A 26704-nucleotide genomic window follows, 5' to 3' on the forward strand; every position below is an offset into this window, starting at 1 on the left:
GACCATGCTGATCCGTCTTGTCGCCTTCGCCCTCTTCGTGCTGGCTCTCGCCTATGGCTTCTCCTGGCTTGCCGATCGTCCCGGCGACCTGTCGCTGATCTGGGAGGGACAGATCTATCAGACGAAACTGATCGTCGCCGCCAGCGCGATCATCGCTCTGATCGCCGCCGTCATGCTCGTCTGGTGGTTCGTCCGCCTGATCTGGACCTCGCCGCATTCGGTGACGCGTTATTTCCGCGCCCGCAAGCGTGACCGCGGTTATCAGGCGCTGTCGACCGGCCTGATCGCCGCCGGCGCCGGCAATGCCCTGCTCGCCCGCAAGATGGCCGCCCGCTCGCGTGGCCTCATCCGCGCCGATCAGGAGCCGCTGATCAACCTGCTGGAGGCCCAGGCCGCCCTGATCGAAGGCCGCCATGACGAGGCCCGCGCCAAATTCGAGGCCATGGCCAACGATCCCGAGACCCGTGAGCTCGGCCTGCGCGGCCTCTATCTGGAGGCCCGCCGGCTTGGCGCCAACGAGGCCGCCCGCCAATATGCCGAAAAGGCCGCCGACAATGCGCCCTATCTGCCCTGGGCAGCACAAGCGACACTCGAATATCGCAGCCAGGCCGGCCGCTGGGACGACGCGATCCGCCTGCTCGAGCAGCAGAAGGCCGCCCGGGTGGTCGAAAAAGCCGAAGCCAACCGCCTGCACGCCGTCCTTCTGACGGCGCGCGCCGGCGAGAAGCTGGAAGGCAACCCGGCCGGCGCCCGCGACGATGCCCTGCAGGCGCTGAAACTCGCCGCCGATTTCATTCCGGCAGCCCTCATCGCCGCAAAGGCGCTGTTCCGCGAAGGCGGCCTGCGCAAGGCTGCCTCGATTCTCGAGCAGGCATGGAAGTCAGCACCCCATCCCGAGATCGGCCAGGCCTATGTCAGGGCGCGCAGCGGCGATTCCACCCTCGACCGGCTGAAGCGGGCCGAGCGGCTGGAGGGGCTGCGTCCGAACAATGTCGAATCCCTTCTCGTCGTCGCCCAGGCAGCGCTCGACGCGCAGGAATTTGCCAGGGCCCGCGCCAAGGCGGAAGCGGCGGCGCGCATGCAGCCGCGTGAAGCCGCCTTCCTGCTGCTGGCCGACATCGAGGAAGCCGAAACCGGAGACCAGGGCCGCGTGCGCCACTGGCTGGCCCAGGCACTGAAAGCCCCGCGCGATCCGGCCTGGGTGGCTGACGGTTTCGTCTCCGACAAATGGCTGCCGGTGTCGCCGGTGACCGGCCGCCTCGACGCCTTCGAGTGGAAGGCGCCCTTCGGCCAGATCGAGGGTCCGCTCGAAGACGGCGCGGCGCCGGCCGCAATCGAAACCGCCCTGAAGACCCTGCCGCCGCTGCGCGACGTCAGGCCGGAAAGCCCGGTCAACGATCATCGCATCATCGAACTGGAGCGCGCCGCGACGATTGCCGAGGCGGTGCGTCCGGCACCGGAGCCAACCAACCAGAAGCCAGCAAAACAGAAGCCTGCCGAACCGGCCGCCGGCGATAAGGCGCCCGCGCCGAACGACGCCAAGCCTTTCTTCGGCGGGCTGCCGGATGATCCCGGCGTTCGCGATCCCAGGGCGGAGCAGGAACCCAGGACACGGCTCCGCCTTTTCTGAAATGGAACGAAAACCGCATGTTCGAACGCTTTCAGGCATTCTTCCAGAAGCTCACCGCCGACCACCCGAAAAAGGGTTTTGCCCCTGACGATCCGCGCATCGCGGTGGCAGCCCTCTGCATGCAGGTGATGGAGGCCGACGGTCAGATCAAAGCCAGCGAGAAGAAGCGGCTGCGCAAGCTCCTGAAGGAGCAATATGCGCTCGACGGCAAGCAGCTTGACGCCCTGATCGCCGCCGGCCTTGAGGCCGAAAGCTCCGCCGTCGACTATTATCGCTTCACCGCCGACCTGAAACGCCATCTGAATACCGAACAGCGGCTGGAGCTGATCGGCATTCTCTGGGACATCGTCTATGCCGATGGCGAACGCAGCGAAATGGAAGACCATGTGATCTGGCGTATCGCCGACCTGCTCGGCGTCTCCTCACGCGAGCGCATCCAGAAGCGGCAGGAGGCCGCCGCCAGGGTGACAGATGTCCAGGTTGCGCAAGATGACAGCGACTGAGCAAGACCCGAACCGCGACCGGCGACCGATCCTCATCGTCCTGCATCAGGAGCGGTCGAGCCCCGGCCGTGTCGGCCAGCTACTTATCGAAAAGGGCTACCGCCTCGATATCCGCCGCCCGGTTCTCGGCGAGCCGCTGCCGACGACGCTCGAAGACCATGCCGGCGCCGTCGTCTTCGGCGGGCCGATGAGCGCCAATGATCCCGAGGATTTCGTCAAGAAGGAGATCGACTGGATCAACATTCCCTTGCGGGAAAAACGCCCCTATCTCGGCATCTGCCTCGGCGCGCAGATGCTGGTGCGTCAACTCGGCGGCAAGGTGCAGTCGAATGCCGACGGCTCGACGGAGATCGGCTGGTATCCGCTGCACCCGACCGAGAAGGGCCGGCTGCTGATGCACTGGCCGAGGATGGTCTATCATTTCCACCGCGAGGGCTTCGAGCTGCCGCACGGCGCCGATCTTCTGGCCGAAGGCGATGCCTATCCCAACCAGGCTTTCCGCTACGACGGCAACGCCTGGGGCCTGCAGTTCCATGCCGAACTCACCCGGGTGATGATGCACCGCTGGGTCGTGCATGGCGCGCATCGCTTCATTCTGCCGAACGCCCAGCAGGGGCGCGAACATCTCGAAGGCCGCATGCTGTTCGACGCGCCGCTGAGAGCCTGGCTGAGCGAATTCCTCGATATCGTCTTCGAGGGCAAGACGGCGAAAGCCGCGCCCCCGATCACGCTTCCCGCATAAAGCGTCGTTCGGCAGAAGCCTCTATGGGCTGGGCGCGTCGAGCGTATCGATCTGCCGCAATTTCGGGAAACTCGAAGCCCAGATCGCCGCCACGGCAAGCGTTCCGATCCCGCCGATGACAACCGCCGGCACCGCGCCGAAGATCGATGCCATCGTGCCCGCCCGGAATTCCCCGAGTTCGTTCGAGGCGCCGACGAAAACCATGTTGACCGCATTGACGCGGCCGCGCAGCTGATCCGGCGTCCACAGCGCAATCAGGCTTTCGCGGACATAGACCGACACCATGTCGGCCGCCCCCATCAGCGCCAGCGCCGCGATCGAGACTTCGGTGTTGGTGGACACGCCGAAGATGATCGTTCCCATGCCGAACAGGGCGACGCCGATGAACATGTAGAGGCCGGCGCGATGTTTGAGCGGATAAGCCGCAAGAAAGATCGCCATGACGATGGCGCCTAGCCCCGGGGCGGCGCGCAGCAGCCCCAGGCCCCAGGGACCGAGCGTCAGGATATCGCGGGCGAAGATCGGCATCAGTGCAGTCGCGCCACCAAGCAGCACGGCGAAGAGATCGAGCGAGATCGCCCCGAGCACCACCTTTTCGGCGCGGATGAAACTGAAGCCGCCAAGGATCATCGCCCAGCTCTTGGCCTCGCCCGTCGTCTTCTGCTCCGGCTTCGGGATCATGTAGAGAAGAGCCGCGCCGAGCACGGAAAAGACCACCGCCACCGTATAGGCCGTCGCGGCACTGACGCCGTAGAGCAGACCGCCGATCACCGGCCCGGTGATCGCCGCGAGCTGCCAGGACGACGAGTTCCAGGCGATCGCATTGGAAAGAGCGTGCTCCGGCACGAGATTGGGCGCCAGCGACTGCACTGCCGGCGACATGAAGGCGCGTTCGATGCCGAAGATCAGCAGCACGGCGAAAACAGGCAGGGGCGTGAAGCTCCCCATAAGAGTCATGACAAGCAGCGCCAGCGTGCAGAGCGCGCTCACCAGCGAGCACAGAGCCGCGATTGCACGGCGATTGTGCCGGTCGGCAACCGAACCGGTGACGAGGATGAGCAGCAGCGACGGCAGGAACTGTACCAGCCCGATCAGACCGAGATAGATCGCCTTGCCGGTCTGGTCGTACATCTGCCAGCCGACGGCGACGCTGACGATCTGCTGCGAGAAGGACAGCAGGAAACGCGCAAAGAAAAAGCGCGTGTAAGACGAGTGCCGGAACGCGGCAAAACGGTCTCCGGTGGGCGAAAACGACATGGGTGTTGTCCGAGGAGACGGGCGCCGCAACAGCTGCAAAGCCGCCCGTTAAACATGATTCACCGTGCGTCTCCACACGGCACTTGCCCGTTTAGTCGCCAATGTCTACATGTCTGTCAACAACGAATTTGGAGACGGTGATGGCAGGGATTTTTCAAGCCATATTTACAATCCTCAATATGGCTTTGAACATTTATTGGTGGGTGATCATTTTCAGCGCCGTTTTCTCGTGGCTGTATGCATTCAATGTCATCAATTCGCACAACCAGTTTGTGAACCAGTTAGGCATGTTCTTCTACAATGCGACCGAGCCCGCGCTCCGGCCGATACGCCGCTTTATGCCCAATCTGGGCGGCATCGACATCTCGCCAATCATTCTGCTGCTGATCCTCGCCTTCATACAGATGATCCTGAACGATCCGATCAAGCCCTTCATCTACTCGCTGGTCGCTTGAGCCGTCCCTGGAGCCTTTTCGGCGATCATCTGCGCCTCGCCGTCCGGCTGATGCCGAATGGCGGGCGTGATGCGATCGATGGCATTGAGGTCGATGGCGAGGGCAAAACGCACCTGAAGGCCCGCGTCACATCGGTCCCGGAAAAGGGCAAGGCCAACAAGGCCCTCATCCTTCTCGTCGCCCAATCGCTGCGCATCGCCAAATCCAGCATCAGCCTCGTCTCCGGCGACACCGCGCGCAAAAAAATCCTCCGGATCGAAGGCGACCCGGAGGATTTGGCAAAAAAGCTCGAAACGCTTTTCGGCTGAATAATCAGCCCTTCGTCGTCTTGGCGCGCTCGACCGCCTCAAGAATGAGCTGGCCGGCTTCCTTGGAATCGCCCCAGCCGTAGATCTTAACCCACTTGCCGGGCTCCAGATCCTTGTAGTGCTCAAAGAAGTGCTCGATCTGCTTCAGTGTGATTTCCGGAAGATCGGTGTAATCCTTCACCTTCTCGTAGCGCAGCGTCAGCTTCGGCGACGGCACAGCGATGATCTTCTCGTCCTTGCCGGAATTGTCTTCCATCTTCAGGACGCCGATCGGGCGCACATTGATGACGCAGCCAGGAACCAGCGGGCGGGTGCTGGCGATCAGGACGTCGATCGGGTCGCCGTCTTCCGACAGCGTGTGCGGCACGAAACCGTAATTGCCCGGATAGGTCATCGGCGTATAGAGGAAACGATCGACCACCAGCGTACCGGCTTCCTTGTCCATCTCATACTTGATGGGATGGCCGCCAACTGGAACCTCGACGATAACGTTGACGTCCTCAGGTGGGTTATTACCGATTGAAATGGCATCGATGCGCATAGGAAACTCCCGCGAAGTTGAATTGCTCGCAGCCAGATAATCAGTTTCATGTGGCAACGCAACATTGGAGATCACCAATGCGTGATGGCACCGGCGCAAAGAGGTCAAATCTTTGGAATGGGCGATCGGCCCACGTCGACCAAACCGGTCAGTTCCAGATGAAGCCGATCTTCTTCAACTGCTTATGGTCGAAATTCTCCATGCCTTCGCAGAAATCGACACCGCCGTGATTGCGGTAGAAGCGGCCGGCGGTCTCGTTTTCCTCGAGGCACCAGACGACCAGCCCCTTGCAGCCGAGCGACTTCAGCAACCGCCGCGCCTCGCCGAACAGCATTCTGCCGAGGCCGATACCCTGATATTCGGGGCGAAGGTAAAGCTCGTAAATCTCGCCTTCCTGCGGCAGAGCGCGGGCGCGATTGAGGCCGAGCGTGGCGTAGCCGGCAACCGTTCCGGCAACATCGAGAACCAGCAGCGTTGCCGGTCCGCGGGTCGCCTTGCGCCACCAGTTTTCGCCGCGCCGCTCGATCATCTGCGTCAGCGCCCGATGCGGAATGATGCCCGCATAGGTATGCTGCCAGGCGAGCCTGTGGGTTTCCGATATGGCCCGGGCATCGTGCGGTTCGGCCCGCCGGACATCGATCGACAACGTCTTCATAACGTTTACTCTGGTCCTGCCAAAGGCAATTAACCATATGCGGCCAGCGCATCGTGATCGATTGCCCACAGACTTGATATGTGGACGACAGATAAATTTTAACGCTTTTTTAACGATTGTCACAAGTCGGAATCAGCGCAGCGCACAATAAAAAACCCCGGCTCGAAGACCGGGGTTTGAAATGATCTTTCCGAGCGCTCAGAGAGCCGCTTTGGACTTCTCGAAACGCTTGCGATCGTTGGCGTCGAGATACATCTTGCGCAGACGAATGTTCTTCGGCGTCACTTCCATCAGCTCGTCGTCCTGGATCCAGGAGAGAGCACGATCGAGCGTCATGCGGATCGGCGGGGTCAGCTTCACCGCTTCGTCCTTGCCGGCAGCGCGGATGTTGGTGAGCTGCTTGCCCTTCAGCACGTTGACCTCAAGGTCGTTGTCGCGCGAATGGATGCCGATAATCATGCCGGCATAGACCTTTTCGCCCGGCTCGATGATCATCGGGCCGCGATCTTCCAGGTTGAACATCGCATAGGCGACGGCTTCGCCGGAAGCGTTGGCGAGCAGCACGCCGTTGACGCGGCCACCGATCACACCCTTGTAGGGCTGGTAGTCGTGGAACAGGCGGTTCATGATCGCCGTGCCGCGCGTGTCGGTCAGCAGTTCCGACTGGTAGCCGATCAGGCCACGGGTCGGTGCATAGAAACGCAGGCGAAGACGGTTGCCGCCCGACGGACGCAGCTCGACCATTTCGGCCTTGCGCTCGGACATCTTCTGCACGACGACACCGGAATGTTCTTCGTCGACGTCGACGACGACTTCTTCGATCGGCTCGAGAAGCTGGCCGCTTTCATCCTTGTGCATCACGACGCGCGGACGCGACACGGCAAGCTCGAAGCCTTCGCGACGCATGGTTTCGATGAGAACGGCGAGCTGAAGTTCGCCGCGGCCGGAGACGTAGAACGAATCCTTGCCTTCGGCTTCTTCGATCTTCAGGGCGACGTTGCCTTCTGCTTCCTTGAACAGACGGTCGCGGATGACGCGTGAGGTCACCTTGTCGCCTTCGGTGCCCGCCAGTGGGCTGTCGTTGACGATGAAGGACATGGTGACCGTCGGCGGGTCGATCGGCTGTGCCTTCATGGCTTCCGAGACGGCCGGATCGCAGAAGGTATCGGCGACGGTCCCCTTGGAGAGGCCGGCGATCGCGACGATGTCGCCTGCGTGCGCTTCTTCGATCGCCGTGCGCTCAATGCCGCGGAAGGCGAGGATCTTGGAGATACGGCCGGTTTCGATCAGCTTGCCATCCTGGCCGAGAACCTTGACGGCCTGGTTCGGCTTGATCGAGCCCGAGGCGATGCGGCCGGTGATGATACGGCCGAGGAAGGGGTTGGCTTCGAGGATCGTGCCGATCATGCGGAACGGGCCTTCTTCGACCGTCGGCTCCGGAACATGCTTGAGCACCAGGTCGAGAAGCGGCGCAAGACCCTCATCCTTCGGGCCTTCCGGATTGACGTTCATCCAGCCGTCGCGGCCGGAACCGTAGAGGATCGGGAAGTCGAGCTGCTCGTCGGTCGCGTCGAGATTGGCAAAGAGGTCGAAGACTTCGTTGATGACTTCTTCGTGGCGGCCGTCGGGACGGTCGATCTTGTTGATCGCGACGATCGGGCGAAGGCCGACCTTCAGCGCCTTGCCGACGACGAACTTGGTCTGCGGCATCGGGCCTTCGGATGCATCGACGAGAACGATCGCGCCATCCACCATCGAGAGAATGCGCTCGACCTCACCGCCGAAGTCGGCGTGGCCGGGGGTGTCGACGATGTTGATGCGGACACCCTTCCATTCGACCGACGTCGCCTTGGCGAGAATGGTGATGCCGCGTTCTTTTTCGAGATCATTCGAGTCCATCACGCGTTCGGCGACGCGCTGATTTTCGCGGAACGAGCCGGACTGCTTGAGAAGCTCATCCACCAGGGTCGTCTTGCCATGGTCAACGTGCGCGATGATCGCGATATTGCGAAGTGCCATTTGTGAAATCTCTGAGGCTGGGGCGCTACGCTCTTGAGGACGCGCCTATTAGTTTGGGGCGTCCATACAGTTTTTTTTGCGCTTGCGAAAGGGGGGAACGCGCAAAAGCTGCGGCAGGGCCATCGCCCCGCCGCATGATAGCGTGTCATCAAATTGTCTTAGGCATCGCTGCCTGTCAATTCCTCGAAGGTCGAAAGTCCCTTTTTCACAAGCATCGCATTCGGGCTCGGCAGCTTGCCGCGGAAGGCCTTGTAGGCATCCTCCGGATCGACCGAGCCGCCGACGGAATAGATGTTTTCCCTAAGCTTGCGCGCCATTTCGCCATTGAAGGCGTCGCCCGTCTCCTCGAAGGCGGCGAAGGCGTCGGCGTCGAGCACCTCCGACCACATATAGGAGTAATAACCGGCCGAATAACCGCCGGAAAAGATGTGCTGGAAGTGCGGCGTCGCATGGCGCATGACGATCGATTTCGGCATGCCGATCTCAGCCAGCACCTCCGCCTGCACCGCCATCGGGTTCTCGACGGTCGTTCTCGTGTGAAACGCCATGTCGACAAGCGCCGACGAGGTGAACTCGACGGTGTTGAAGCCGGCATTGAAGGTGCGGGCGGCGAGCACCTTGTCGAGCAGAGCCTGCGGCATCGGCTCGCCGGTTTCGACGTGCACGGCGTAGCGCTTCAGGATAGCGGGAACCGTCAGCCAGTGCTCGTAGAGCTGCGACGGCAGCTCGACGAAATCGCGCGACACGCCGGTGCCGGAGACCGAGGGGTAGGTGACGTTCGACAGCATGCCGTGCAGCGCGTGGCCGAATTCGTGGAACAGCGTGCGCGCATCGTCGAGCGACAGCAGCGCCGGCTTGCCTTCCGCCGGCTTGGCGAAGTTGCAGACATTGTAGATGATCGGCAGTTCGCCGTGGCGGCCGTTCTTCAGTTCCAGCTTGTGCTGCGATTGCAGCGAGCTCATCCAGGCGCCGGAGCGTTTCGAGCCGCGGGCGAAATAATCACCGAGGAACAGGGCAACCAGCCGGTCCTCGCGGTCCCTGATTTCGAACACTCGGACATCCGGATGATAGGCGGCCACACCCTTCTTTTCGACGGCGCGGATGCCGAACAGCCGGCCGGCCACATCGAAGCAGGCCTCGACGATCTTCTCGAGCTGCAGATAGGGCTTGAGCTCAGCTTCGGAGAAGTCGAACTTCCGCGCCCGGATCTTTTCGGCGTAGTGGCGCCAGTCCCAGGGCATCACATCATGGTTCCGGCCTTCCTCGGCGATCAGCGCCGAGATATCGGCTTCCTCCTCGCCGGCGCGCTTCACCGCCCGCGCCCACACGGCTTTCAGCAGGTCGTTCACCGCACCCGCCGTCTTCGCCATGGTGTTGTCGAGCTTCAGCTCGGCAAAATTGCGGTAACCGAGCAGCGTCGCCACCTGATGGCGCAGCGCCAGCGTTTCCTTGATGACGGCGCGGTTGTCCGTCTCCCCGTCATTTTCGCCGCGCGCCACCCACGCCTTGAAAGCCTGCTCACGCAGATCGCGGCGCTCCGAGAAGGTCAGGAATGGCTCGATGATCGAGCGTGACAGCGTTACCGCATATTTGCCCTCTTCGCCGCGTTCACGCGCCGCCGCCGCCATTGCGTCGCGAAGGAATTCCGGCAGCCCATCGAGCTCGGCGCCATCGGCAAGCGTGAGCGCCCAGGCCGTCTCGTCGGCCAGCACGTTCTGGCCGAATTGCGTCCCGAGGCCGGCAAGCTTTTCATTGATCGCCGCGAGCTTCTCCTGCTCGGCCTTCTCAAGCTTGGCGCCCGACTTGACGAAGCCTTTCCAGTGGCGCTCCAGCACGCGTGTCTGTTCGAGCGTCAGGCCAAGGCTCTCGCGCTTTTCCCAGAGGGCATCGATGCGGGCAAAAAGCGCCGCATTCATCCCGATCTTCGAATAGTGGCGCGACATCTTCGGCGAGATCTCCCGCTCCAGCGCCTGGATCACGTCATTGGTATGGGCGCCCGCCTTGTTCCAGAACAGCGCCGAAACACGCGACAGCGCATCGCCGGCGATCTCCAGCGCCACGACCGTATTGTCGAATGTCGGCGCATGGCCATTGGCGGCGATTTCGTCGATCTCCGCTTCATGGGCGGCAAGCGCCGCGTCGAAGGCGGCGGCAAAATCGCCGTCGTCGACAGCATCGAAACGCGGCAGGCCATGAAGACCGTCCCAGTTGACCAGCGCCGGATTGACATTGCGGGGAGAAGACATCGGAGAAATTCCTTTTTGGCATGCAGGTGGATCGTCATATAGGAGAGCCGCCCTGGAATTGGTATGTTGCAGGCAAGCGCCTTTCGCCTCGCCCGCCAAATCTCGTGGACAAAAATTGACGCGCTCGAATTAACCATTTGTTAACGATTGACGCGAATCACGCGCAGGCGCTAGTTTCCCGATATTCTTCCTGTAAGGGGACATGCGCCATGGAAATTTTTTCTGTGCGGTCTTCTCAGAGTTTGCTATTTAAAAACAATCCTAATAACGCAAAAACTTCGAAGACCTCTGATATTGAAATCGAGACCAAAGCTCCGGCCCCGGCCTCATTCCAGATCGAAGACAATCTCGACGAAGGCCCCGATTTCACCGCGGTCAGCCCCGGAGAGCTGCGCAATTACGCACGCCAGAGCTTCGATAGCGGCCTGATCGATCAAAATACCTACGCCGCGATCTCCGAACCGCTGCCGATGCATGCGATCGATCCGCTCGGCAACGTCATCGACCTCTCCAGCGTCACCGACGGCACCAGCTTCAATTTCCTCGATTATTACAAGAGCCAACTGCAGGTCGCCATGTCGATCGGCGATCCCGACGAGGTTCAGACGCTGAATTCGATCGTCAATTTTCTGGATGGCTGATCAGGCCTTGCGCCAGCCGAGCAGGCCCGGTGTGGCGTGCCATAGGGCCTGGGCGGCAAAACCCATGAAGAGCACGCCGGAGCAACGCACGATCAAGCGCTCATGGGCGCGATAGAAGCGCCGCACCGCGCCGGCGCCGATGACGCCGATCAGGATGATGTCGGCCGTGACGAAACCGACGAAGGACACGCCGAGCAACAGCGGTAACGCCTCGAAATCGAGCGCCCCGGCCGAGCCTGCGACCAGTGCGGTGAAGGTCGCGAGCGCCACCGGATAACCCTTCGGATTGGTGACGCCGAAGATCAGCCCACGGCGAAACGGCCGCTCGACCATCACCAGAGCCTGCCCTTCGGCTTTCGGCTTGGCATTGACGGCGCTCCAGCCGATCCAGGCGAGATAGAAACCGCAGGCAAGGCCGAGCAGGTCGAAGACGAAGGTTCCGATCGTCTTGGCCCCGACGATCGCGATCAGCGCCAGCGACGACCAGATAATATCCCCGACCAGATGCCCCATCATGAAGAAGGCGCCGGCCTTGCGGCCCTGCCCGGCGCCGATGCCGAGCAACTGCAGGAAGGCGGGTCCGGGAATGAGCACGTAGAAGAGTGCTGCCAGAAAGGCACCGAAGACCAGGGACTGGGTCATGAAAAGACTCCGGAGGATGATTTGGCAGACTAAGCGATCGCGGCCGTCCGTCAAGGGTGGCCTCGGTCAAGGCCGGCCACACCGCCACGAAAAGGGAGATGCCGCCGGCGGCGGTTTCGGGCCAAGCGCATATATCGCTCAAATTCTCCGATCGAACAGGGCAAACGGCGTCTTCAGCCGATACAGTGTCGTCGGCCGCCGCGCCCGCTCGGTCTGCCGTTTTTCGCCCTCGACCGTTTCGAGGAGGTCCAGATCGTTGATCTTGCGGCGAAAGGCGCTTTGATCGAGCCGTTCGCCCATCACCGTCTCATAGATTGCCTGCAGTTCCGACATGGTGAAAATCTCCGGAAGCAGTCTCGCCGGAATGCTCGAATAGGCGCCCTTGCCGCGCAACCGCTCCAGCGCCGCGGCGACGATCTCATTGTGGTCGAAAGGCAGCTTGCCGGCAGCCTCGGCCGGCCGCAATTCCAGAGGGCTCGTGCCGCCCGCAAGCGCTCCCTGCGGCACCAATGCAAAATAGGCGATCGATACCGACCAGTCGCGGGGGTCGCGGCGCGCCGAAGCGAAGGTCCCGAGCTGCTCGAAGAATATGCCCTCGAGCCCGGCCTTCGCCTTGAGGATGCGCCGCACGGCCGCCTCGGCATCGGCGTCCTCGTCCGTATGCACATAGCCACCGATCAGCGCCGGAACGCCGGCAAACGGCGCGGCGGAGCGCGGCAGCAGCGCCACGCACAGCCGTCCTTCGTGCAGCGTCAGCAGGACGATGTCGACCGTCACGATCGGCCGTGCGAATTCAGCCTCTGCCATCAGCATCTCCCCGCTTGCGTGTTCCGGCTCTCATAGCGGCCAATCATAAAAATAACAATTTGCAAAACTCAACTTGCAAAGTGCAATTTGCAAGTTTATGCCATAAACATCGAAGCGGCAGGGGACAGACACCCAAGCCGGATCGCCAAAGCAAAACGCAAAGGAGTGACGCCATGGGTATGGGACGATTCAGCACGGCCGACTGGGCCGCCTACAATGCACGCCATGTGGACGGCCGCAGCCGGTCTGAAGTCTTCGGCGCCACCGGCATCGATCCGCAATTCGACCCGGCGCGCTTTGCCACCCGCGAGAGCCGCGACAGCGCCTATAATCCGCGATCGACCCCGATCATTCTGGCCTCGGATGTGACCGGCTCGATGGGCATGATCGCCCACGAACTGATGCGCGGCGGGCTCATCACCCTGACATCGGAGATCTACGATCGCCGTCCGGTGTCTGACCCGCACATCATGGTGGCGGCGGTGGGAGATGCGGACACCGATGTGGCACCGCTGCAGGCCACCCAGTTCGAGGCAGACATCTCGCTTGCCAGCCAGATCCGCGCCTTGTGGCTGGAGGGCAATGGCGGCGGCAATGACGGCGAGAGCTACAGCGCCGCCCATCTTTTGGCAGCCCTCAAAACCTCGACCGATGCCTTCGAAAGACGCGGCCGCAAGGGCTATCTCTTCACCATCGGCGACGAGCCGATTCACAATGGCCTGACCGCCCCTCAGATTGCCCGCATCTTCGGCATCGAACCGCCGCGCGGTCTGAGCGCCCGGGAATGCCTTGCGATGGCCGAGAGATCTTACGAGGTCTTCCACATCGTCATCCGCGAGGGCTATGCAGCCAGGAGGCTCGGCCGGGTGCTCGAAAGCTGGCAGCCGCTGCTGCCCGGCCGCACCTTCGTGCTCGATGATTACAGACGCATTGCCGAGCTGGTGGTTTCGATCATCGAGATCACCGAGGGCCGCGACCCCGGCGACGTGGCCGCTAGCTGGCCCGGCGCGGCAGCCGCGGTCGTCGCCAAGGCCATCGGCGAACGCCCGAAGCGGCACCTGCTGCCGTTCTTCTAAATCAGGCACTCCAAAGGCCCCGGCGCGATCGCTCCGGGGCGCCCTTTTAAGGAGCAGAATGATGACTATTGAAGCACAGGCCGTGATCGGCGCGCTCTACGGCGACGAAGGCAAGGGATTGATGGTCGATCGCCTAGCCGCGGCGACATCGGGCGCCGTGGTGGTTCGCAGCAACGGCGGTGCTCAAGCCGGCCACACGGTGGTTGGTGAGGCCGGCGCCCGCCATGTCTTTCACCATCTCGGCTCCGGCAGCTTTGCCGGGGCCGCCACGCATTTCAGCCGCTTCTTCGTCGCCCATCCGATGCTGCTGCTCGACGAATTGGCGGCCCTTGATGCGCTTGGTGTGAAGCCCGAGACCAGCAGCGACCCGCGTGCCCCAGTGACGACCCCATTCGACGTCATCATCAACCAGGCGCTGGAGCTGGCGCGCGGCGGCGCCCGTCACGGCAGTTGCGGCCTCGGCTTCGGCGAGACCATCGAGCGCAATCTGCGCCCGGAATTCGCCCTGTCGACGAAGGATCTGTTCCGCCCCGATCTGCAGGACCGCCTGGTCTCCATCCGTGACGCTTGGGTGCCGGTCCGGCTTGCCGCGCTCGGCATCACTGCCTTGCCCGCCGAACTTGCCGCCGCGCTGGCTGACGAAACCACCATCGCCCGCTTCCAGGCCGATTGCGCCGCCTATCTCGACCGGGTCACGCTCTGGCCCGACCGACGGCTGTGCGAGCGCGGCGCCGTCATCTTCGAGGCCGCCCAAGGTTTGCTGCTCGATCAGGATAGCGGCGGCTTTCCCCACGTCACCCGCTCGAAGACCGGGCTCGCCAACATGCTCGCCATTTCAGCTGAGGCCGGTATCACCGAGATCAACGCAACATATGCAACGCGCTGCTACACCACCCGGCACGGCACGGGGCTCCTCAAGGGCGAAGTTCCCGTACTGCCCGGGATCAAAGTCGCTGATCCCACCAACGCGCCGAACGAGTGGCAGGGCACCCTCAGGCTCGCCCCGCTCGATCTCGGTGTGTTGTGCGAGGCCATTGCACGCGATCTGGCGTTGGAGCGCGGCGGCATCGCGGTCAAAGCCGGGCTGGCGGTGACCTGCCTCGATCAGGCGGACGATGGCTTTGTCGTGGCGGATCGCGAAGAAGCAATGCAGCTTGATCCCACCAAAGCGGCGGCGCACATATCGGATCGTGTCGGCCTGCCGCTCTGTGCCGAAAGCTGGGGACCGCGCCGTGGGGATGTCAGGCTCTGTATGGATGCAGCCGCCGCGTGAACGCCGAGCAACAAAAGAGCCCGCGCGGCAATGCCGGCGGGCTCCTGTCGAATTCGAAAGCGCGTGATTACTTCGTGAGGTTGCGCTTGCCGAGCGTGCGCAGGCGCAGCGCGTTGAGCTTGATGAAGCCGGCTGCATCCTTCTGGTCGTAGGCGCCCTGGTCGTCCTCGAAGGTAACGAGCTTGTCGGAATAGAGCGACTTTGCGCTTTCGCGGCCGATGACCATGACGTTGCCCTTGTAGAGCTTCAGCGTCACTTCGCCTTCGACATGTTCCTGGCTCTTGTCGATCAGCGCCTGCAGCATCTCGCGCTCCGGCGAGAACCAGAAGCCGTAATAGATCAGCTCGGCGTAGCGCGGCATGATCTCGTCCTTGAGGTGGGCCGCACCACGGTCGAGCGTGATCGATTCGATGGCGCGATGCGCCGAGAGCAGGATCGTGCCGCCGGGTGTTTCATAGACGCCGCGCGACTTCATGCCGACGAAGCGGTTCTCGACGAGGTCGAGACGGCCGATGCCGTTGTCGCGGCCATAATTGTTGAGCGTTGCGAGGAGTGTGGCCGGCGACATCTCGACGCCGTTGATCGAGATCGCGTCGCCCTTGCGGAAGCCGACCTTGATGGTGGTCGCTTTGTCGGGGGCGGCTTCCGGCGAGATCGTGCGCATATGCACATATTCCGGCGCTTCCTGCGCCGGATCTTCGAGAACCTTGCCCTCGGAAGAGGAGTGCAGCAGGTTGGCGTCGACGGAGAAGGGCGCCTCGCCCTTCTTGTCCTTGGCCACCGGGATCTGATGCTGTTCGGCGAAGGCGAGCAGGTCGGTGCGGCTCTTGAAGGACCAGTCGCGCCACGGCGCGATGATCTTGATGTCGGGGTTCAGGGCATAGGCGGAAAGTTCGAAACGGACCTGGTCGTTGCCCTTGCCGGTCGCGCCGTGGGCGATCGCATCCGCGCCCGTCTTGCGGGCGATATCGATCAGATGCTTGGAAATCAAAGGCCGGGCGATCGAGGTGCCGAGCAGATAGACGCCCTCGTAGACGGCATTGGCGCGGAACATCGGGAAGACGAAATCGCGCACGAATTCCTCGCGCACATCCTCGATATAGATTTCCTTGATGCCGAGCATCTCGGCCTTCTTGCGCGCCGGCTCCAGCTCTTCGCCCTGGCCGAGATCGGCGGTGAAGGTGACGACTTCGGCGCCGAGTTCCGTCTGCAGCCACTTCAGGATGATCGAGGTGTCGAGACCGCCGGAATAGGCGAGAACGACTTTCTTCACGTCTTTGTATGATGCCATGATGATGAGGTCCGTTGCATAAAAGGCCGGCGAAAACCCGGTATCGCGGCACTTTTAGCGAGATTGGCGCGTGACGCAAGGGCAAGCCGGACACCACAAGCCCAGTTTAGAGATGGGCCGCGATATTCATGCGCCGATGCAGGATGCGAATAACCGTCAACGCTTCTTCGGTCTCTGCATAAATGATGAAATGCGAGCGAGACGCCAGAGCGGCGTAGCCGTCTCTCAATCCAATGATTTTGCGGCCACGCTTTGTCTGTGCTGCAAGCGCCTCGCAGTCATCCCGGAGCGCAAAGATATAGTCCTCCGCTTGAGCCTGCCCCCATTTCTCTTCGGTATAGTCATAAATCCTGTCGATATCGTCGGCAGCGGCTGGCGAGAGAACAAGCGCTTTCATTGGCGGCCGCGGCGTGCTCGCTTTCCCTCGATAAAAGCATCAAAATCAAAAGGCCGCGGCTGGCCGGATTTCTCACCGTCGATAATGGCTGCCTCGATGGCTGCAAGCTCTGCCTCGCGCTGCAGAAGCCTCAAACCGGCGTCGATCATCTCGTCTGCGGAGCCATAGGTTCCCTGATCGAGCTGATGGCCGATAAATTCCTCCATATGATCATCGATTCGGATCGACACGACCTTGGCCACGCGCGGCACCTCGCAGGTTTGACTTGCACTTCGAAACTACCATATTCGGCATCGTCCGAACAATGCTCCGAGGAGAGGCTGGTCCCGTGACGAATATTCAAGATATTTTCAAGACATCCAATGTTGCAGTCGTCACCGGCGGCGCGTCCGGCATCGGCCTGGCTGCGGCGAAATATTTCGCCGGACGCGGCATGAGCGTCGTCATCGCCGATCTCGGCGGCGACCGGCTGGCGGGCGCCGCCGACGAGCTCAAGGCTATTGCCGGCGAGGAAAATGTGATGGCGGTCGAGACCGACGTCGCGATCAAGGAATCCCTGGAAGCGCTCGAACGCGCCGTTCTGCAGCGTTTCGGCCGTGTGCATGTGCTGATGAACAATGCCGGCATCGGCCCGGAAACCTCGATCTTCAGCCCTCAGGCGAACTGGGACCATATCTTCGCCGTCAATCTGATGGGGGTGATCAACGGCACCCGCACCTTCGGCCCGAAGATGCTGTCGCACGGCGAGCCCGGCCTGATCATCAACACCGGCTCGAAGCAGGGCATCACCACGCCGCCCGGCAATCCCGCCTACAACATCTCCAAATCGGGCGTGAAGGTCTTCACCGAAGCGCTGGAGCACGAGCTGCGCAACATCGAGGGCGGGAAGATCTCCGCCCATCTTCTGATCCCCGGCTTCGTCTTCACCGGCCTCACCCAGGGCGACCGCTCGGAAAAGCCGGCCGCCGCCTGGACGCCGGAACAGACCGTCGACTTCATGGTCGAGAGCCTCGAGCGTGGCGACTTCTATATCCTCTGCCCCGACAATGACGTCGCCCGTCCGGTCGACGAGCGCCGCATGGCTTGGGCGGCCGGCGACATTATCGAGAACCGCCCGCCGCTGTCGCGCTGGCACAAGGACTATGCCGACAAGTTCAAGGCTTTTCTGGAACAGAAGTGATCGGCGGCATCAGCAGGTTTGATTGGTAATTTTCTGAAAGCCGGATAAAAAATCGTCCGATCTTTCCGGCTTTCAGAGCGTGCCATGGATTTCCTGCCGAGCCTCTCGACCCTTCTGGCCTTTGCCGCCGCAACGCTGTTGCTCGCGGCGACGCCGGGTCCCGACATGACGCTGTCGATCAGCCGTTCGCTGAGCCAGGGCAAGAAAGCGGCTCTTTTCGTCGTCATCGGCACCAGCCTCGGCATCGTCGTTCATACCATGCTGGTCGCCTTCGGCATTTCGGCGCTGATCACCGCCTCGCCGACCGCCTTCCTGATCCTGAAGACCGGTGGTGCTGCCTATCTGTTCTGGTTGGCGGTGCAGGCGATCCGCTTCGGCTCGAAGCTCACCGTCGCCAAGGTCGAGGAGCAGAAGGGTTCCGCACTTTCGAACATCTCGTCCGGCTTCTGGGTCAATCTTCTGAACCCGAAGGTCATCATCTTCTTCATGACCTTCCTGCCGCAATTCGTCAGCGCCGGCGATCCCGCCGTCACGCAGAAGCTGCTTTTCCTGGGGCTTTGCTTTATCGTCATCGGGATGCCGGTCAATGCCGGCGTCGTCCTTGCCGCCGACTGGCTGGCCTCCTGGCTGCAGAACAACAGGAAGGTGCTGCGCGGCATGGATTATACCTTCGCCGGCGTCTTCTCGATCTTCGCTGCCAAGATCCTGCTCACCCAGGCCAGATAATCAGCCGATCAGCAAAGCATCGTCGTCGAGCGTCTGGCCGCGCATGTTGCGGAACATGGCGATCAGGTCCTCGACCTGCAGGTTCTTTCTGTTGTCGCCTGCCACGTCGAGAACGATCTCGCCGCCATGCAGCATAATCGTGCGGTGGCCGTAATCCAGCGCCTGGCGCATCGAGTGCGTCACCATCATCGTCGTCAGCTTGCGTTCGGCGACGATCTTCTGCGTCAGGTTCATGACGAACTCGGCCATCCCGGGATCGAGCGCTGCCGTATGTTCGTCGAGCAGCAGCACTTCGGAACCGGCAAGTGTTGCCATGACAAGCGAGACGGCCTGCCGCTGCCCGCCGGAGAGCAGATCCATGCGGTCCTTCAGGCGGTTTTCCAGCCCGAGATTGAGCTCGGCGATCCGTTCCTTGAAATAGTCGCGCCGCTTGCTGCCAAGCGCCGAGACAAGTCCGCGCTTCTCGCCGCGCCGGGCAGCCAGCGCGAGATTTTCCTCGATCGACAAGGCGCCGCAGCTTCCCGTCAACGGATCCTGGAACACACGCGCCACCAGACCGGCGCGCGCCGCGGTCGATTTGCGCGTCACCTCGTTCTTGCCGATCAGCACCTGCCCTTCGCTCGGAATGACGTCGCCGGCGAGCACGCCGAGCAATGTCGATTTGCCGGCGCCGTTGGAGCCGATGACGGTGACGAAGGAGCCTTGCTCGATGGTCAGGCTGACGCCGTTCAGCGCCTGCTTCTGCAGCGGCGTGCCCCGCCCGAAAACAACCTTGATATCCTTGACGCTGATCACGATGCGGCACCTCCGCGAAGACGGGGAAGGATGAGCGCCACGGTCACCAGCACCGCCGTGACGAAATTGAGGTCGGATGCCTGCAAGCCGATGACGTCGCTCGAAAGCGCCAGCTGGATCGCGATGCGGTAGAGGATCGAGCCGAGCACGCAGCCGATCAACGCGATCAACAGACCGCGCCGCCCGAGCAGCGTCTCGCCGATGATGACGGCGGCAAGCCCGACGACGATCGTGCCGACGCCGGAGGTGACATCGGCAAAGCCATTCGTCTGGGCAAACAGCGCGCCGCCGAAGGCAACCAGCGCATTGGAAATCGCCATGCCGAGATAGATCTGCCGGCTGGTATCGACGCCCTGGGCGCGGGCCATCCTTGCATTGGCGCCGGTCGCCCGCATGGCAAGCCCGGCATCGCTTTCCAGGAAGCGCCAGACCAGGATGAGTGCGACGACGACCAGAACGCCGACGAACAGCGGCCGCACGTAGAAATCACGCAGGCCATGGCCGAAGAACGGGCTGATCATCGTATCCGCATTGATGAGCGCGACATTGGGTTTGCCCATCACCCTGAGATTGACGGAAAACAGCGCGATCATCGTCAGGATCGAGGCCAGCAGATTGAGGATCTTGAAACGCACGTTGAGCAGCGCCGTCACCATGCCGGCCGCCGCACCCGCCGCCATCGCGATCAGCGCCGCGAGCCAGGCATTGACGCCTGATATAATGAGCACGGCGGTCACCGCCGCACCGAGCGGAAAGGAACCGTCCACCGTCAGATCGGGAAAATCGAGGACGCGGAAGGCGAGATAGACGCCGAGGGCGACGAAGGAATAGACCAGGCCGAGCTCGACGGCCCCCCAGAATGCGATTTGGCTCAAGGCTTTCAGCCCCTTTTTTGTTTCCGTTCCGCCCGTCGCGAAACCGCAGCCTTGTAATACTTCAGCCGCCCCCGCGCAAACGGGAGCGGCTGAATGTGAACAGACCGATGGAGTTACAGATTTATTCGATGACCTTGTTGGCGCGCTTAAGCACGCTCTCAGGCAGGGTGACGCCCATCTTGGCGGCGGCGGCCTTGTTGACGACGAGGTCGCTGCCGGCGGCAGTCTTGACGGCGATATCGCCGGGGTTTTCGCCCTTCAGCACCCGCACGACGATTTCACCCGTCTGCTTGCCGACATCGTAATAGTTGAAGCCGAGGGCAGCGATCGAACCGCGCGACACCGAATCCGTGTCGGCGGTGAAGAGCGGCAGCTTGCTCTCTTCGGCAACGGCGACAGCGCCTTCGAGAGCGGAGATGATCGTGTTGTCGGTCGGGATATAGATCGCATCGGCGCGGCCGACGAGCGCACGCGCCGCACCCTGAACCTCGGCCGACTTGGTGGCAGCTGATTCAACAACTGTCAGGCCGGCCTTCTCAGCTTCGGCCTTCAAGACGGCGAGCAGCGAAACCGAGTTCGCCTCACCCGAGTTGTAGAGGTAACCGATGGTTTTCACCTTCGGCAGGATTTCCTTGATCAGCGCTAGGTGCTCGGCGACCGGCGACATGTCGGAAAGGCCGGTGACATTGCCGCCTGGCTTGTCCATGTTCTTGACGAGCTGGGCGCCGAGCGGGTCGGAGACGGCGGTGAAGACGACCGGGATGTCGCGCGTCGCCGACACGACGGCCTGGGCTGAGGGCGTGGAGATCGGCACGATGACATTGGGCTCGTCGCCGGCGAACTGGCGGGCGATCTGGGCAGCGGTGGCCGGATTGCCCTGCGCCGACTCGAACAGGAATTTCAGGTTCTCGCCTTCCTTGTAGCCGGCGGCCGTCAGCACATCGAGAACGCCCTTGCGGGCCGCATCCAGCGCCGGGTGCTCGACGATCGCCGTCACGGCAACCGTCACATTGTCAGCCTTTGCGGGCAGGGAAAGCGCCAAAGTGGCAGCAAGAGCGAGCAGAATCGGGCGCATGAGTGTCCTCCTGAATGATTTTGGCGGCACTATTAGAAAAAGCGCATGCTTAAATCAATGCAGGAGAATTGTAGCGAGGATCAAACTTGCTGATCAGTCGTCGGCGCCATGATTGGCGATCATCATCGCCTCGAAGGCCAGCCGCTCGGTCTTGCGCATGCGTTCGGATTCCGATTTCAGCTGACCGCAGGCGGCCAGAATGTCGCGGCCGCGCGGCGTGCGGATCGGCGAGGCATAGCCGGCCGAATTGATGAAATCGGCGAACTTCTCGATCTGCGCCCAGTCCGAACACTGATAATTGGTGCCGGGCCAGGGATTGAACGGGATGAGGTTGATCTTCGCCGGCACGCCCTTCAGGAGCTTGATCAGCCCCTTGGCGTCCTCGAGGCTGTCGTTGACATCCTTCAGCATCACATATTCGAAGGTGATGCGCCGGGCGTTGGAAAGACCCGGATAGGCCTTGCAAGCGTCAATCAATTCCTTCAGCGGATACTTCTTGTTGATCGGCACCAGAATGTCGCGCAGATCGTCGCGCACCGCATGCAGCGAGATCGCCAGCATGACGCCGATCTCCTCGCCGGTGCGGAAGATCTCCGGCACGACACCGGAAGTCGAAAGCGTCACCCGGCGCTTGGAGAGCGACAGGCCGTCGCCATCGGTGGCGATCAGCAAGGCCTGCTTGACAGCATCGAAATTATAGAGCGGCTCGCCCATGCCCATCATGACGATGTTGCTGACCTTGCGGCCTTCGGCAGGCATGATCGTTCCCTGCGGCGCTTCGCGATCCGGGAAGTCGCCGAGCCGGTCGCGGGCAAGCAGCAGCTGCGACAGAATTTCCTCCGCCGTCAGGTTGCGCACCAGCCGCTGCGTCCCGGTATGACAGAAGGAACAGGTCAGCGTGCAGCCGACCTGGCTTGAGATGCAGAGCGTGCCGCGGCCCTCTTCGGGAATATAGACGGCTTCGATCTCGACCGGGCGGCCTGCGCCGCGGGCGGGAAAACGCAGCAGCCATTTGCGCGTGCCGTCATTGGAGACCTGCTCTTCGACGATCTCCGGACGTTCGATGGTGAAATGCTGCTTGAGCATCTCCCGCATGTCCTTGGCGACATTCGTCATATGGTCGAAATCAGAGACGCCGCGCACATAGATCCAGTTCCAGAGCTGCGCGACGCGCATCTTGATCTGCTTCTCGGCCACGCCCCTCTCACGCAGCGCCGCCGCCATCTCCTCGCGCGACAGCCCGATCAGTGACGGCTTCTCGACACCGGAAGAGAGGCGCGCGGCTTGAGGCTTGTTGACGACGATCGCATCCATCACGGACATAGGCATTCATCCCGAATTCAAACACGTAACCGTTCCGCAAGCCGCGGACTTCAGGGTCTGATCCGGAAGGCTTGCGGGCGCATGACGGCACATTGGCAGAAATTGATGGCGGACGGCGACTGATATCGCGATCTGTCCGCTGTTTGCGCGGCCTTTAGCATCATTTTGGCCGCGCGTCACTATAGATGGAAATAACGAAGGCCGGCGCAAGGCCGGCCTTTTGAACTCCATCGACGAAACCTTGCTTACTTGCAGCTTTCGATCTGCTTCAGCGCCGCCGAGATGCCCGAGAGCGAATAGCTGTAGGAGGTGCCGGTACCCTTGCGCGAGACGGCATTGACCGTCATCGAATGACCGGTCTTCATGGCAGCGACCAGGGCCGGCTCCTGCGCCGCGTTCTCGACCCAGCCGGCCTTGTCCTTGGTGAACATCACGAAGGTCTTGTTGTCGATGACGACATTGATCTTCGAATTTTCCTTCACCGTATAGCCCATCATCGCCTGCGGCTCATAGGAGATGTTCTGGCCCGGACGCTGCGAGACGATGAAGAAGTTGTCGCCGTGGTCGACGCTCGCCGGCTGCTTGGCCGTCGGAACCGACAGCACGTAGCAGACGGTGCTGTTGCCCGACTTGTAGGAGTAGGCGCCCCAGGCCTGGAACTGCTGGATGCGGTTCGGCGCGGCCTGCTGCGCTGTCGCAACTCCGGCCATGACAAGGGTGAGTGCGAGAGCGGATACGATACTTTTTACAAACATGGATTCCTGCCGGTTCTTGCGATTCAAGGCCCGAAGCGATCATAGCGGGCGCCGCATAATCACGATCTGCTTTATTTTGACTTAATTCAGGTTACCAAATGGTCAACAATAGCTGCGATTTGTATCTGCCTGTGTCATTTCAGCTCGAGTTTCAACTTCGCCCCTTCGACGGCATCTGTCGTGACATCTTATCCCGATGCCATCGACCGTCCGTTCGGCTGAATTTAAGACACAAAGATTCAGGCAAGAGTTTGACCTTTCAGAATTCCGTTGTACCTCATTAAGACTTGGAAATCCGGGACGAAATTTTCGCCGCAGGGGGCTCGTGAGAGGACATGGATGCCGAGGAAAGACAGCGTTTCGCTGCCCTCGCAGAGGCCGTCGCCAGGGAACGCGACCAGCAGGCCTTTTCCATCCTGTTCGACTATTTCGCACCCCGCCTGAAGGCCTGGCTGATGCGCCAGAAAATGACGTCGGGCGAGGCAGAGGAATTGGTTCAGGAGATCATGATCGTGCTCTGGCACAAGGCGGATCTCTACGATGCGACGCGATCTTCGCTTTCGACCTGGCTTTTCCGCATTGCCCGCAATCGCCTTATCGACCTGCAGCGCCGCATCAATACCCGTGTCTTCGATGAGACCGACCCGGCCCTGCAGCCGCCGGCCGAGATCGGCGCGGAAGACATTATCGCCAATGACGACCGCGACGCCCGGATACGCGCCGCTGTCGGCCAATTGCCGGAAGAGCAGCGCGACATGCTGCGCGCCGCCTTCTTCCTCGGGCAATCGCATTCTCAAATCGCCGAGGCAACCGGGCTGCCGCTCGGCACGGTCAAATCGCGCATCCGGCTTGCCTTCGGCAAACTCCGCAAGGTGTTGGAACGCGAAATCGCCTGACGCATGCCGCCCAAACTGTGCAGCGATTTTGGGAGGACGACGCGCTTCAGATTGTCTTCATGGCCTCTTCCGGCCGGTCGGCGAGAATGCGGTCGGCCGCTTCGTAGTGGCCGGGCCTGATATGACCGCGCACCATCGCGAAGGCGGCCGAGAGCACGGCGACGTCGTCGGAAAAGCCGATGACGGCGAAAACATCGGGAATCACGTCGATCGGCATGACGAAATAGGCGAGCGCTGCCAGCAGCACGCCGCGCACCTTGGTCGGCGTCTGCGGATCGAGCGCACAGTAGAAACCGGCGACGACGTCACGCGAAAACGGAATCTGCCGCACCGCCCGCCGAAAGGTCGGCCAGAATTTCTGCCTTACGGTCTTTTCCCGCCGGCTCTGGGTGTCCTCGTCGCCCGGCAACAGGATTTCTCCGAATTTGACCTCATCCATCCCTGCATCCCTTTTGTCCAAGCGAACATATGGTGATGGCGGCCCGCCTTTCAAATGGCCCCGCTTTCAAACCATCCGTCGCGCCGCCGCCTTCTCCATTGCCTTGGCGAGCTTGAAATCCAGCTCCGTCAGTCCGCCGGCATCATGCGTGTTCAGCGTCACCTCCACTTTGGAGTAGACGTTAAACCATTCCGGATGGTGGTTGAGCTTTTCGGCCGTAATCGCTGCTTCCGTCATGAAACCGAAAGCCTCGATGAAATTGGAAAATTTGAAGGTTTTCGATATTGAGGAGGCCGCGTCGTTGAGCGTCCAGCCTGCAAGCTTGGTCAGTTCAGCATCGACTGCCGCCCGTTCCAGTTTTTCCCATTTCATGCCATGGTCCTCCTATCCTCTGGCAGGTCTACCGATGAAACGCATCAGCATCCTATTCGTTTGCATGGGCAATATATGCCGTTCTCCGCTTGCGGAAGGAATTTTTGGCCATCTTGTCGCCGAGGCTGGCCTGATCGGCCATTTTAGGATCGATTCCGCCGGCACCGGCGGATGGCATGAAGGCGATCCGCCCGACCGGCGCTCGGTCGCCACCGCGAAAAGCCACGGCATCGACATATCGGGACAACGCGCCCGGCGCATCCAGCCAAGGGATTTCACGGATTTCGATCTGATCCTCGCCATGGACCGCGACAATGTGGCGGCGCTTCGAAAGATCGCACCGCCGGAAGCCGGCATCCGCCTCTTCGGTGACATCGCGCTCGGAACCGGAGAGGATATCCCCGATCCCTATTATGGCGGCCCGGACAGCTTCGAGCTGGTCTACACCAGGCTCTTGACCGGCTGCAGCAGCTTGCTCGAAACGCTGGGCGTCGAGCGTGCCTCATGCAGCGGAAACACTTCCTCGGTGAGGTAAGGGCCGCCACCGACCGATTCGCGCGACGAAAGCAGCACGAAACGCGGCGCGGTGAACGTCGCGGTGTGGAAATTGCCGCGCCCGGCCAGATATTGCACGACATCGTCGAGCCGCGAGGATTTGAGCCGCGCCAGCGTCACATGCGGCATGAATTTGCGCGGATCCGGCGGCAGGCCGATGCGCTGGCAGATGCGCTCGATCTCGCCCTGCAGGGCGTACATTTCAGGCGATTGCGAAACGCCGGCCCAGACCGAATGCGGTTTTTTCGAGCCGAAGGAACCGATGCCTTCGAGCCGGAACTGGAATTCCGGCCGGTCGATCCGGTCGAGGCGTTCGACGATTTCATCGGCCGTGCGGCCGTCGACATCACCGATGAAGCGCAGAGTGATGTGGTAATTCTCCACATCGATCCATCGTGCTCCGGGGAGGCCGCCGCGCAGCAATGAAAGGCTCATCGCCGCATTGCGCGGAATTTCGAGGGCGGTAAACAGTCTCGGCATAACGAGCACTCCCCGAATCTTTTGCAGGTGCTTACACGGAATCATGCAATCAATGACCGCGCAAGTCCCTATTTCTTCACAGTAGAAATCGTCCCGACGAAATTTGTGACATCGGCTTCCATCTTCCCGACCATGACGTCGATGCCTTTCGCATTCGGATGCATGCCGTCGTCGAGCTTCAGCCCGGCATCGAGCGCGACACCGTCGAGGAAGAAGGCATAAAGCTGAACTCCGTGTTTCTCAGAAAGTTTCCGGTAAATCGGATTGAAGCGTGCGGCATAATCCGCCCCCATATTGGGCGGCGCCATCATCCCGACGAGCAGCACGGCAATGCCACGCTCCTTTAGCCGGGTAATCATCTGGTCGAGGTTCTTCTCGCTCTCTTCGGGAGGAATGCCGCGCAACGCATCGTTGGCGCCGAGTTCCAGAATGACGCCGTCGGTCCCGTCGGGCACCGACCAGTCAATCCGGGCGAGGCCGGCTGTTGTGGTGTCGCCGGAAACCCCGGCATTGGCGACGGCGACGGCGAGCCCCTTCGCCTTCAGCGCCGCCTGCAGCTTTTCCGGAAAGCCGTCGCCGGGCGGCAGCTGATAGCCCGCCATCAAACTGTCCCCAAAACCGACGAGATTGATCGTCCGGGCATTCGCTCCACCGGCAAAGATCAGCGAGAGGGCGATGACGGTGAATTGAAGCGCGGCAACTTTAAATCTCATTCTGGCTTCCCTAGATTGGCGAAGTGCTGTTATGCGG

31 protein-coding genes are annotated in these 26704 nt (G+C 61.7%); 12 read left to right on the forward strand and 19 right to left on the reverse strand.

Going from position 1 to position 26704, the window contains the following annotated elements; all coding sequences use genetic code 11:
- Positions 1-4 precede the first annotated feature (4 nt).
- Genes CO666_RS00910 through CO666_RS00920 form a run of 3 tightly spaced genes read left to right on the forward strand, consistent with a single transcriptional unit; the run spans position 5 to position 2875 of the window.
- Positions 5-1630 (forward strand): heme biosynthesis protein HemY, encoded by a 1626-nt coding sequence (locus CO666_RS00910; protein WP_097610294.1) that lies wholly within the window; start codon positions 5-7, stop codon positions 1628-1630.
- 17 nt (positions 1631-1647) lie between these two features.
- Positions 1648-2133 (forward strand): tellurite resistance TerB family protein, encoded by a 486-nt coding sequence (locus CO666_RS00915; protein WP_010066424.1) that lies wholly within the window; start codon positions 1648-1650, stop codon positions 2131-2133.
- Complete coding sequence (locus tag CO666_RS00920) at positions 2102-2875, forward strand: glutamine amidotransferase (protein WP_097610295.1); 774 nt, start codon at positions 2102-2104, stop codon at positions 2873-2875. The genes CO666_RS00915 and CO666_RS00920 overlap by 32 nt, the downstream gene beginning before the upstream one ends.
- Positions 2876-2896: 21 nt before the next feature.
- Here the strand turns inward: CO666_RS00920 and CO666_RS00925 are convergent, their stop codons facing one another.
- Positions 2897-4132: an MFS transporter gene (locus CO666_RS00925; RefSeq protein ID WP_097610296.1), complete on the reverse strand. Its 1236-nt coding sequence runs from the start codon at positions 4130-4132 to the stop codon at positions 2897-2899.
- Between the two features lie 140 nt (positions 4133-4272).
- On the opposite strand from CO666_RS00925, the gene CO666_RS00930 reads away from it, so the two are divergent.
- Positions 4273-4587, forward strand: a complete 315-nt coding sequence (locus CO666_RS00930) for a YggT family protein (RefSeq protein ID WP_097610297.1) — start codon at positions 4273-4275, stop codon at positions 4585-4587.
- Complete coding sequence (locus CO666_RS00935) at positions 4584-4895, forward strand: DUF167 domain-containing protein (protein WP_097610298.1); 312 nt, start codon at positions 4584-4586, stop codon at positions 4893-4895. Before CO666_RS00930 ends, CO666_RS00935 begins: the two co-directional genes overlap by 4 nt.
- A gap of 4 nt (positions 4896-4899) precedes the next feature.
- On the opposite strand, the gene ppa is transcribed toward CO666_RS00935, so the two are convergent.
- The 4 genes from ppa to CO666_RS00955 form a co-directional block, all read right to left on the reverse strand.
- Positions 4900-5436, reverse strand: a complete 537-nt coding sequence (gene ppa / locus CO666_RS00940; RefSeq protein WP_003589783.1) for an inorganic diphosphatase — start codon at positions 5434-5436, stop codon at positions 4900-4902.
- Positions 5437-5584: 148 nt separating this feature from the next.
- A complete protein-coding gene (locus CO666_RS00945; protein WP_097610299.1) occupies positions 5585-6091 on the reverse strand; it encodes a GNAT family N-acetyltransferase in 507 nt (168 codons plus the stop codon).
- A gap of 198 nt (positions 6092-6289) precedes the next feature.
- A complete protein-coding gene (gene typA / locus CO666_RS00950; RefSeq protein WP_097610300.1) occupies positions 6290-8110 on the reverse strand; it encodes a translational GTPase TypA in 1821 nt (606 codons plus the stop codon).
- A 158-nt stretch (positions 8111-8268) separates the two neighbouring features.
- Positions 8269-10356 (reverse strand): M3 family metallopeptidase, encoded by a 2088-nt coding sequence (locus CO666_RS00955; protein ID WP_097610301.1) that lies wholly within the window; start codon positions 10354-10356, stop codon positions 8269-8271.
- A gap of 209 nt (positions 10357-10565) precedes the next feature.
- Here CO666_RS00955 and CO666_RS00960 point away from each other — a divergent pair, with 209 nt between their 5' ends.
- The gene (locus tag CO666_RS00960; protein WP_097610302.1) at positions 10566-10997 is read left to right on the forward strand and encodes a hypothetical protein; all 432 of its coding nucleotides are present in this window, start codon (positions 10566-10568) and stop codon (positions 10995-10997) included.
- Here CO666_RS00960 and CO666_RS00965 read toward each other — a convergent pair whose 3' ends face one another.
- Entirely contained in the window at positions 10998-11639 is a 642-nt protein-coding gene (locus CO666_RS00965) for a LysE family translocator (protein WP_097610303.1), read from the reverse strand. It lies immediately after the preceding gene.
- A gap of 138 nt (positions 11640-11777) precedes the next feature.
- Positions 11778-12446 carry an NUDIX hydrolase gene (locus CO666_RS00970; RefSeq protein ID WP_097610304.1) on the reverse strand — a complete coding sequence of 223 codons (669 nt, stop codon included), beginning with the start codon at positions 12444-12446 and terminating at the stop codon, positions 11778-11780.
- A gap of 173 nt (positions 12447-12619) precedes the next feature.
- Here CO666_RS00970 and CO666_RS00975 point away from each other — a divergent pair, with 173 nt between their 5' ends.
- Together CO666_RS00975 and CO666_RS00980 are read left to right on the forward strand one after the other, a co-directional pair.
- Positions 12620-13522, forward strand: coding sequence for a vWA domain-containing protein (locus CO666_RS00975; protein ID WP_097610305.1), 903 nt, complete (start codon positions 12620-12622; stop codon positions 13520-13522).
- Positions 13523-13583: 61 nt separating this feature from the next.
- The gene (locus CO666_RS00980; protein ID WP_097610306.1) at positions 13584-14795 is read left to right on the forward strand and encodes an adenylosuccinate synthetase; all 1212 of its coding nucleotides are present in this window, start codon (positions 13584-13586) and stop codon (positions 14793-14795) included.
- Positions 14796-14862: 67 nt separating this feature from the next.
- On the opposite strand, the gene CO666_RS00985 is transcribed toward CO666_RS00980, so the two are convergent.
- From CO666_RS00985 to CO666_RS00995, 3 genes are all read right to left on the reverse strand, one after another.
- Entirely contained in the window at positions 14863-16086 is a 1224-nt protein-coding gene (locus CO666_RS00985) for an argininosuccinate synthase (protein ID WP_097610307.1), read from the reverse strand.
- 106 nt (positions 16087-16192) lie between these two features.
- Positions 16193-16483, reverse strand: coding sequence for a type II toxin-antitoxin system RelE/ParE family toxin (locus CO666_RS00990; protein ID WP_097610308.1), 291 nt, complete (start codon positions 16481-16483; stop codon positions 16193-16195).
- Positions 16480-16725: a type II toxin-antitoxin system ParD family antitoxin gene (locus CO666_RS00995; RefSeq protein ID WP_097610309.1), complete on the reverse strand. Its 246-nt coding sequence runs from the start codon at positions 16723-16725 to the stop codon at positions 16480-16482. The genes CO666_RS00990 and CO666_RS00995 overlap by 4 nt, the downstream gene beginning before the upstream one ends.
- Positions 16726-16811: 86 nt before the next feature.
- Here CO666_RS00995 and CO666_RS01000 point away from each other — a divergent pair, with 86 nt between their 5' ends.
- On the forward strand, positions 16812-17663 hold the full coding sequence (locus tag CO666_RS01000) for an SDR family NAD(P)-dependent oxidoreductase (RefSeq protein ID WP_097610310.1): 852 nt from the start codon (positions 16812-16814) through the stop codon (positions 17661-17663).
- Positions 17664-17747: 84 nt separating this feature from the next.
- Positions 17748-18389, forward strand: coding sequence for a LysE family translocator (locus tag CO666_RS01005; protein WP_097610311.1), 642 nt, complete (start codon positions 17748-17750; stop codon positions 18387-18389).
- On the opposite strand, the gene CO666_RS01010 is transcribed toward CO666_RS01005, so the two are convergent.
- The 5 genes from CO666_RS01010 to CO666_RS01030 all read right to left on the reverse strand — a co-directional run bounded on the left by CO666_RS01010 (position 18390) and on the right by CO666_RS01030 (position 23212).
- A complete protein-coding gene (locus CO666_RS01010; protein ID WP_097610312.1) occupies positions 18390-19184 on the reverse strand; it encodes an ABC transporter ATP-binding protein in 795 nt (264 codons plus the stop codon).
- Positions 19181-20059 carry an ABC transporter permease gene (locus CO666_RS01015; RefSeq protein ID WP_097610313.1) on the reverse strand — a complete coding sequence of 293 codons (879 nt, stop codon included), beginning with the start codon at positions 20057-20059 and terminating at the stop codon, positions 19181-19183. The genes CO666_RS01010 and CO666_RS01015 overlap by 4 nt, the downstream gene beginning before the upstream one ends.
- Before the next feature lie 121 nt (positions 20060-20180).
- Positions 20181-21134 (reverse strand): ABC transporter substrate-binding protein, encoded by a 954-nt coding sequence (locus CO666_RS01020; protein WP_097610314.1) that lies wholly within the window; start codon positions 21132-21134, stop codon positions 20181-20183.
- Between the two features lie 93 nt (positions 21135-21227).
- Positions 21228-22457: a dual-specificity RNA methyltransferase RlmN gene (gene rlmN / locus CO666_RS01025; RefSeq protein ID WP_097610315.1), complete on the reverse strand. Its 1230-nt coding sequence runs from the start codon at positions 22455-22457 to the stop codon at positions 21228-21230.
- Positions 22458-22702: 245 nt separating this feature from the next.
- Positions 22703-23212, reverse strand: a complete 510-nt coding sequence (locus tag CO666_RS01030; RefSeq protein ID WP_097610316.1) for an invasion associated locus B family protein — start codon at positions 23210-23212, stop codon at positions 22703-22705.
- 335 nt (positions 23213-23547) lie between these two features.
- Here CO666_RS01030 and CO666_RS01040 point away from each other — a divergent pair, with 335 nt between their 5' ends.
- Positions 23548-24108: a sigma-70 family RNA polymerase sigma factor gene (locus tag CO666_RS01040; protein ID WP_097610318.1), complete on the forward strand. Its 561-nt coding sequence runs from the start codon at positions 23548-23550 to the stop codon at positions 24106-24108.
- A gap of 46 nt (positions 24109-24154) precedes the next feature.
- Here the strand turns inward: CO666_RS01040 and CO666_RS01045 are convergent, their stop codons facing one another.
- Complete coding sequence (locus CO666_RS01045; protein ID WP_097610319.1) at positions 24155-24547, reverse strand: YkvA family protein; 393 nt, start codon at positions 24545-24547, stop codon at positions 24155-24157.
- Between the two features lie 66 nt (positions 24548-24613).
- Complete coding sequence (locus CO666_RS01050; RefSeq protein ID WP_097610320.1) at positions 24614-24919, reverse strand: 4a-hydroxytetrahydrobiopterin dehydratase; 306 nt, start codon at positions 24917-24919, stop codon at positions 24614-24616.
- A gap of 34 nt (positions 24920-24953) precedes the next feature.
- Here CO666_RS01050 and CO666_RS01055 point away from each other — a divergent pair, with 34 nt between their 5' ends.
- Positions 24954-25454 carry a low molecular weight protein-tyrosine-phosphatase gene (locus CO666_RS01055; RefSeq protein ID WP_097610321.1) on the forward strand — a complete coding sequence of 167 codons (501 nt, stop codon included), beginning with the start codon at positions 24954-24956 and terminating at the stop codon, positions 25452-25454.
- Here CO666_RS01055 and thpR read toward each other — a convergent pair.
- Both thpR and CO666_RS01065 read right to left on the reverse strand, forming a co-directional pair.
- Positions 25361-25954, reverse strand: coding sequence for an RNA 2',3'-cyclic phosphodiesterase (thpR, locus tag CO666_RS01060; protein WP_085738650.1), 594 nt, complete (start codon positions 25952-25954; stop codon positions 25361-25363). The two genes, CO666_RS01055 and thpR, sit on opposite strands and share 94 nt — an antisense overlap.
- A gap of 68 nt (positions 25955-26022) precedes the next feature.
- Positions 26023-26667: an arylesterase gene (locus CO666_RS01065; RefSeq protein ID WP_097610322.1), complete on the reverse strand. Its 645-nt coding sequence runs from the start codon at positions 26665-26667 to the stop codon at positions 26023-26025.
- Positions 26668-26704: the final 37 nt, after the last annotated feature.

It is taken from the genome of Rhizobium chutanense (assembly GCF_002531935.1).
GTDB lineage: Bacteria > Pseudomonadota > Alphaproteobacteria > Rhizobiales > Rhizobiaceae > Rhizobium > Rhizobium chutanense.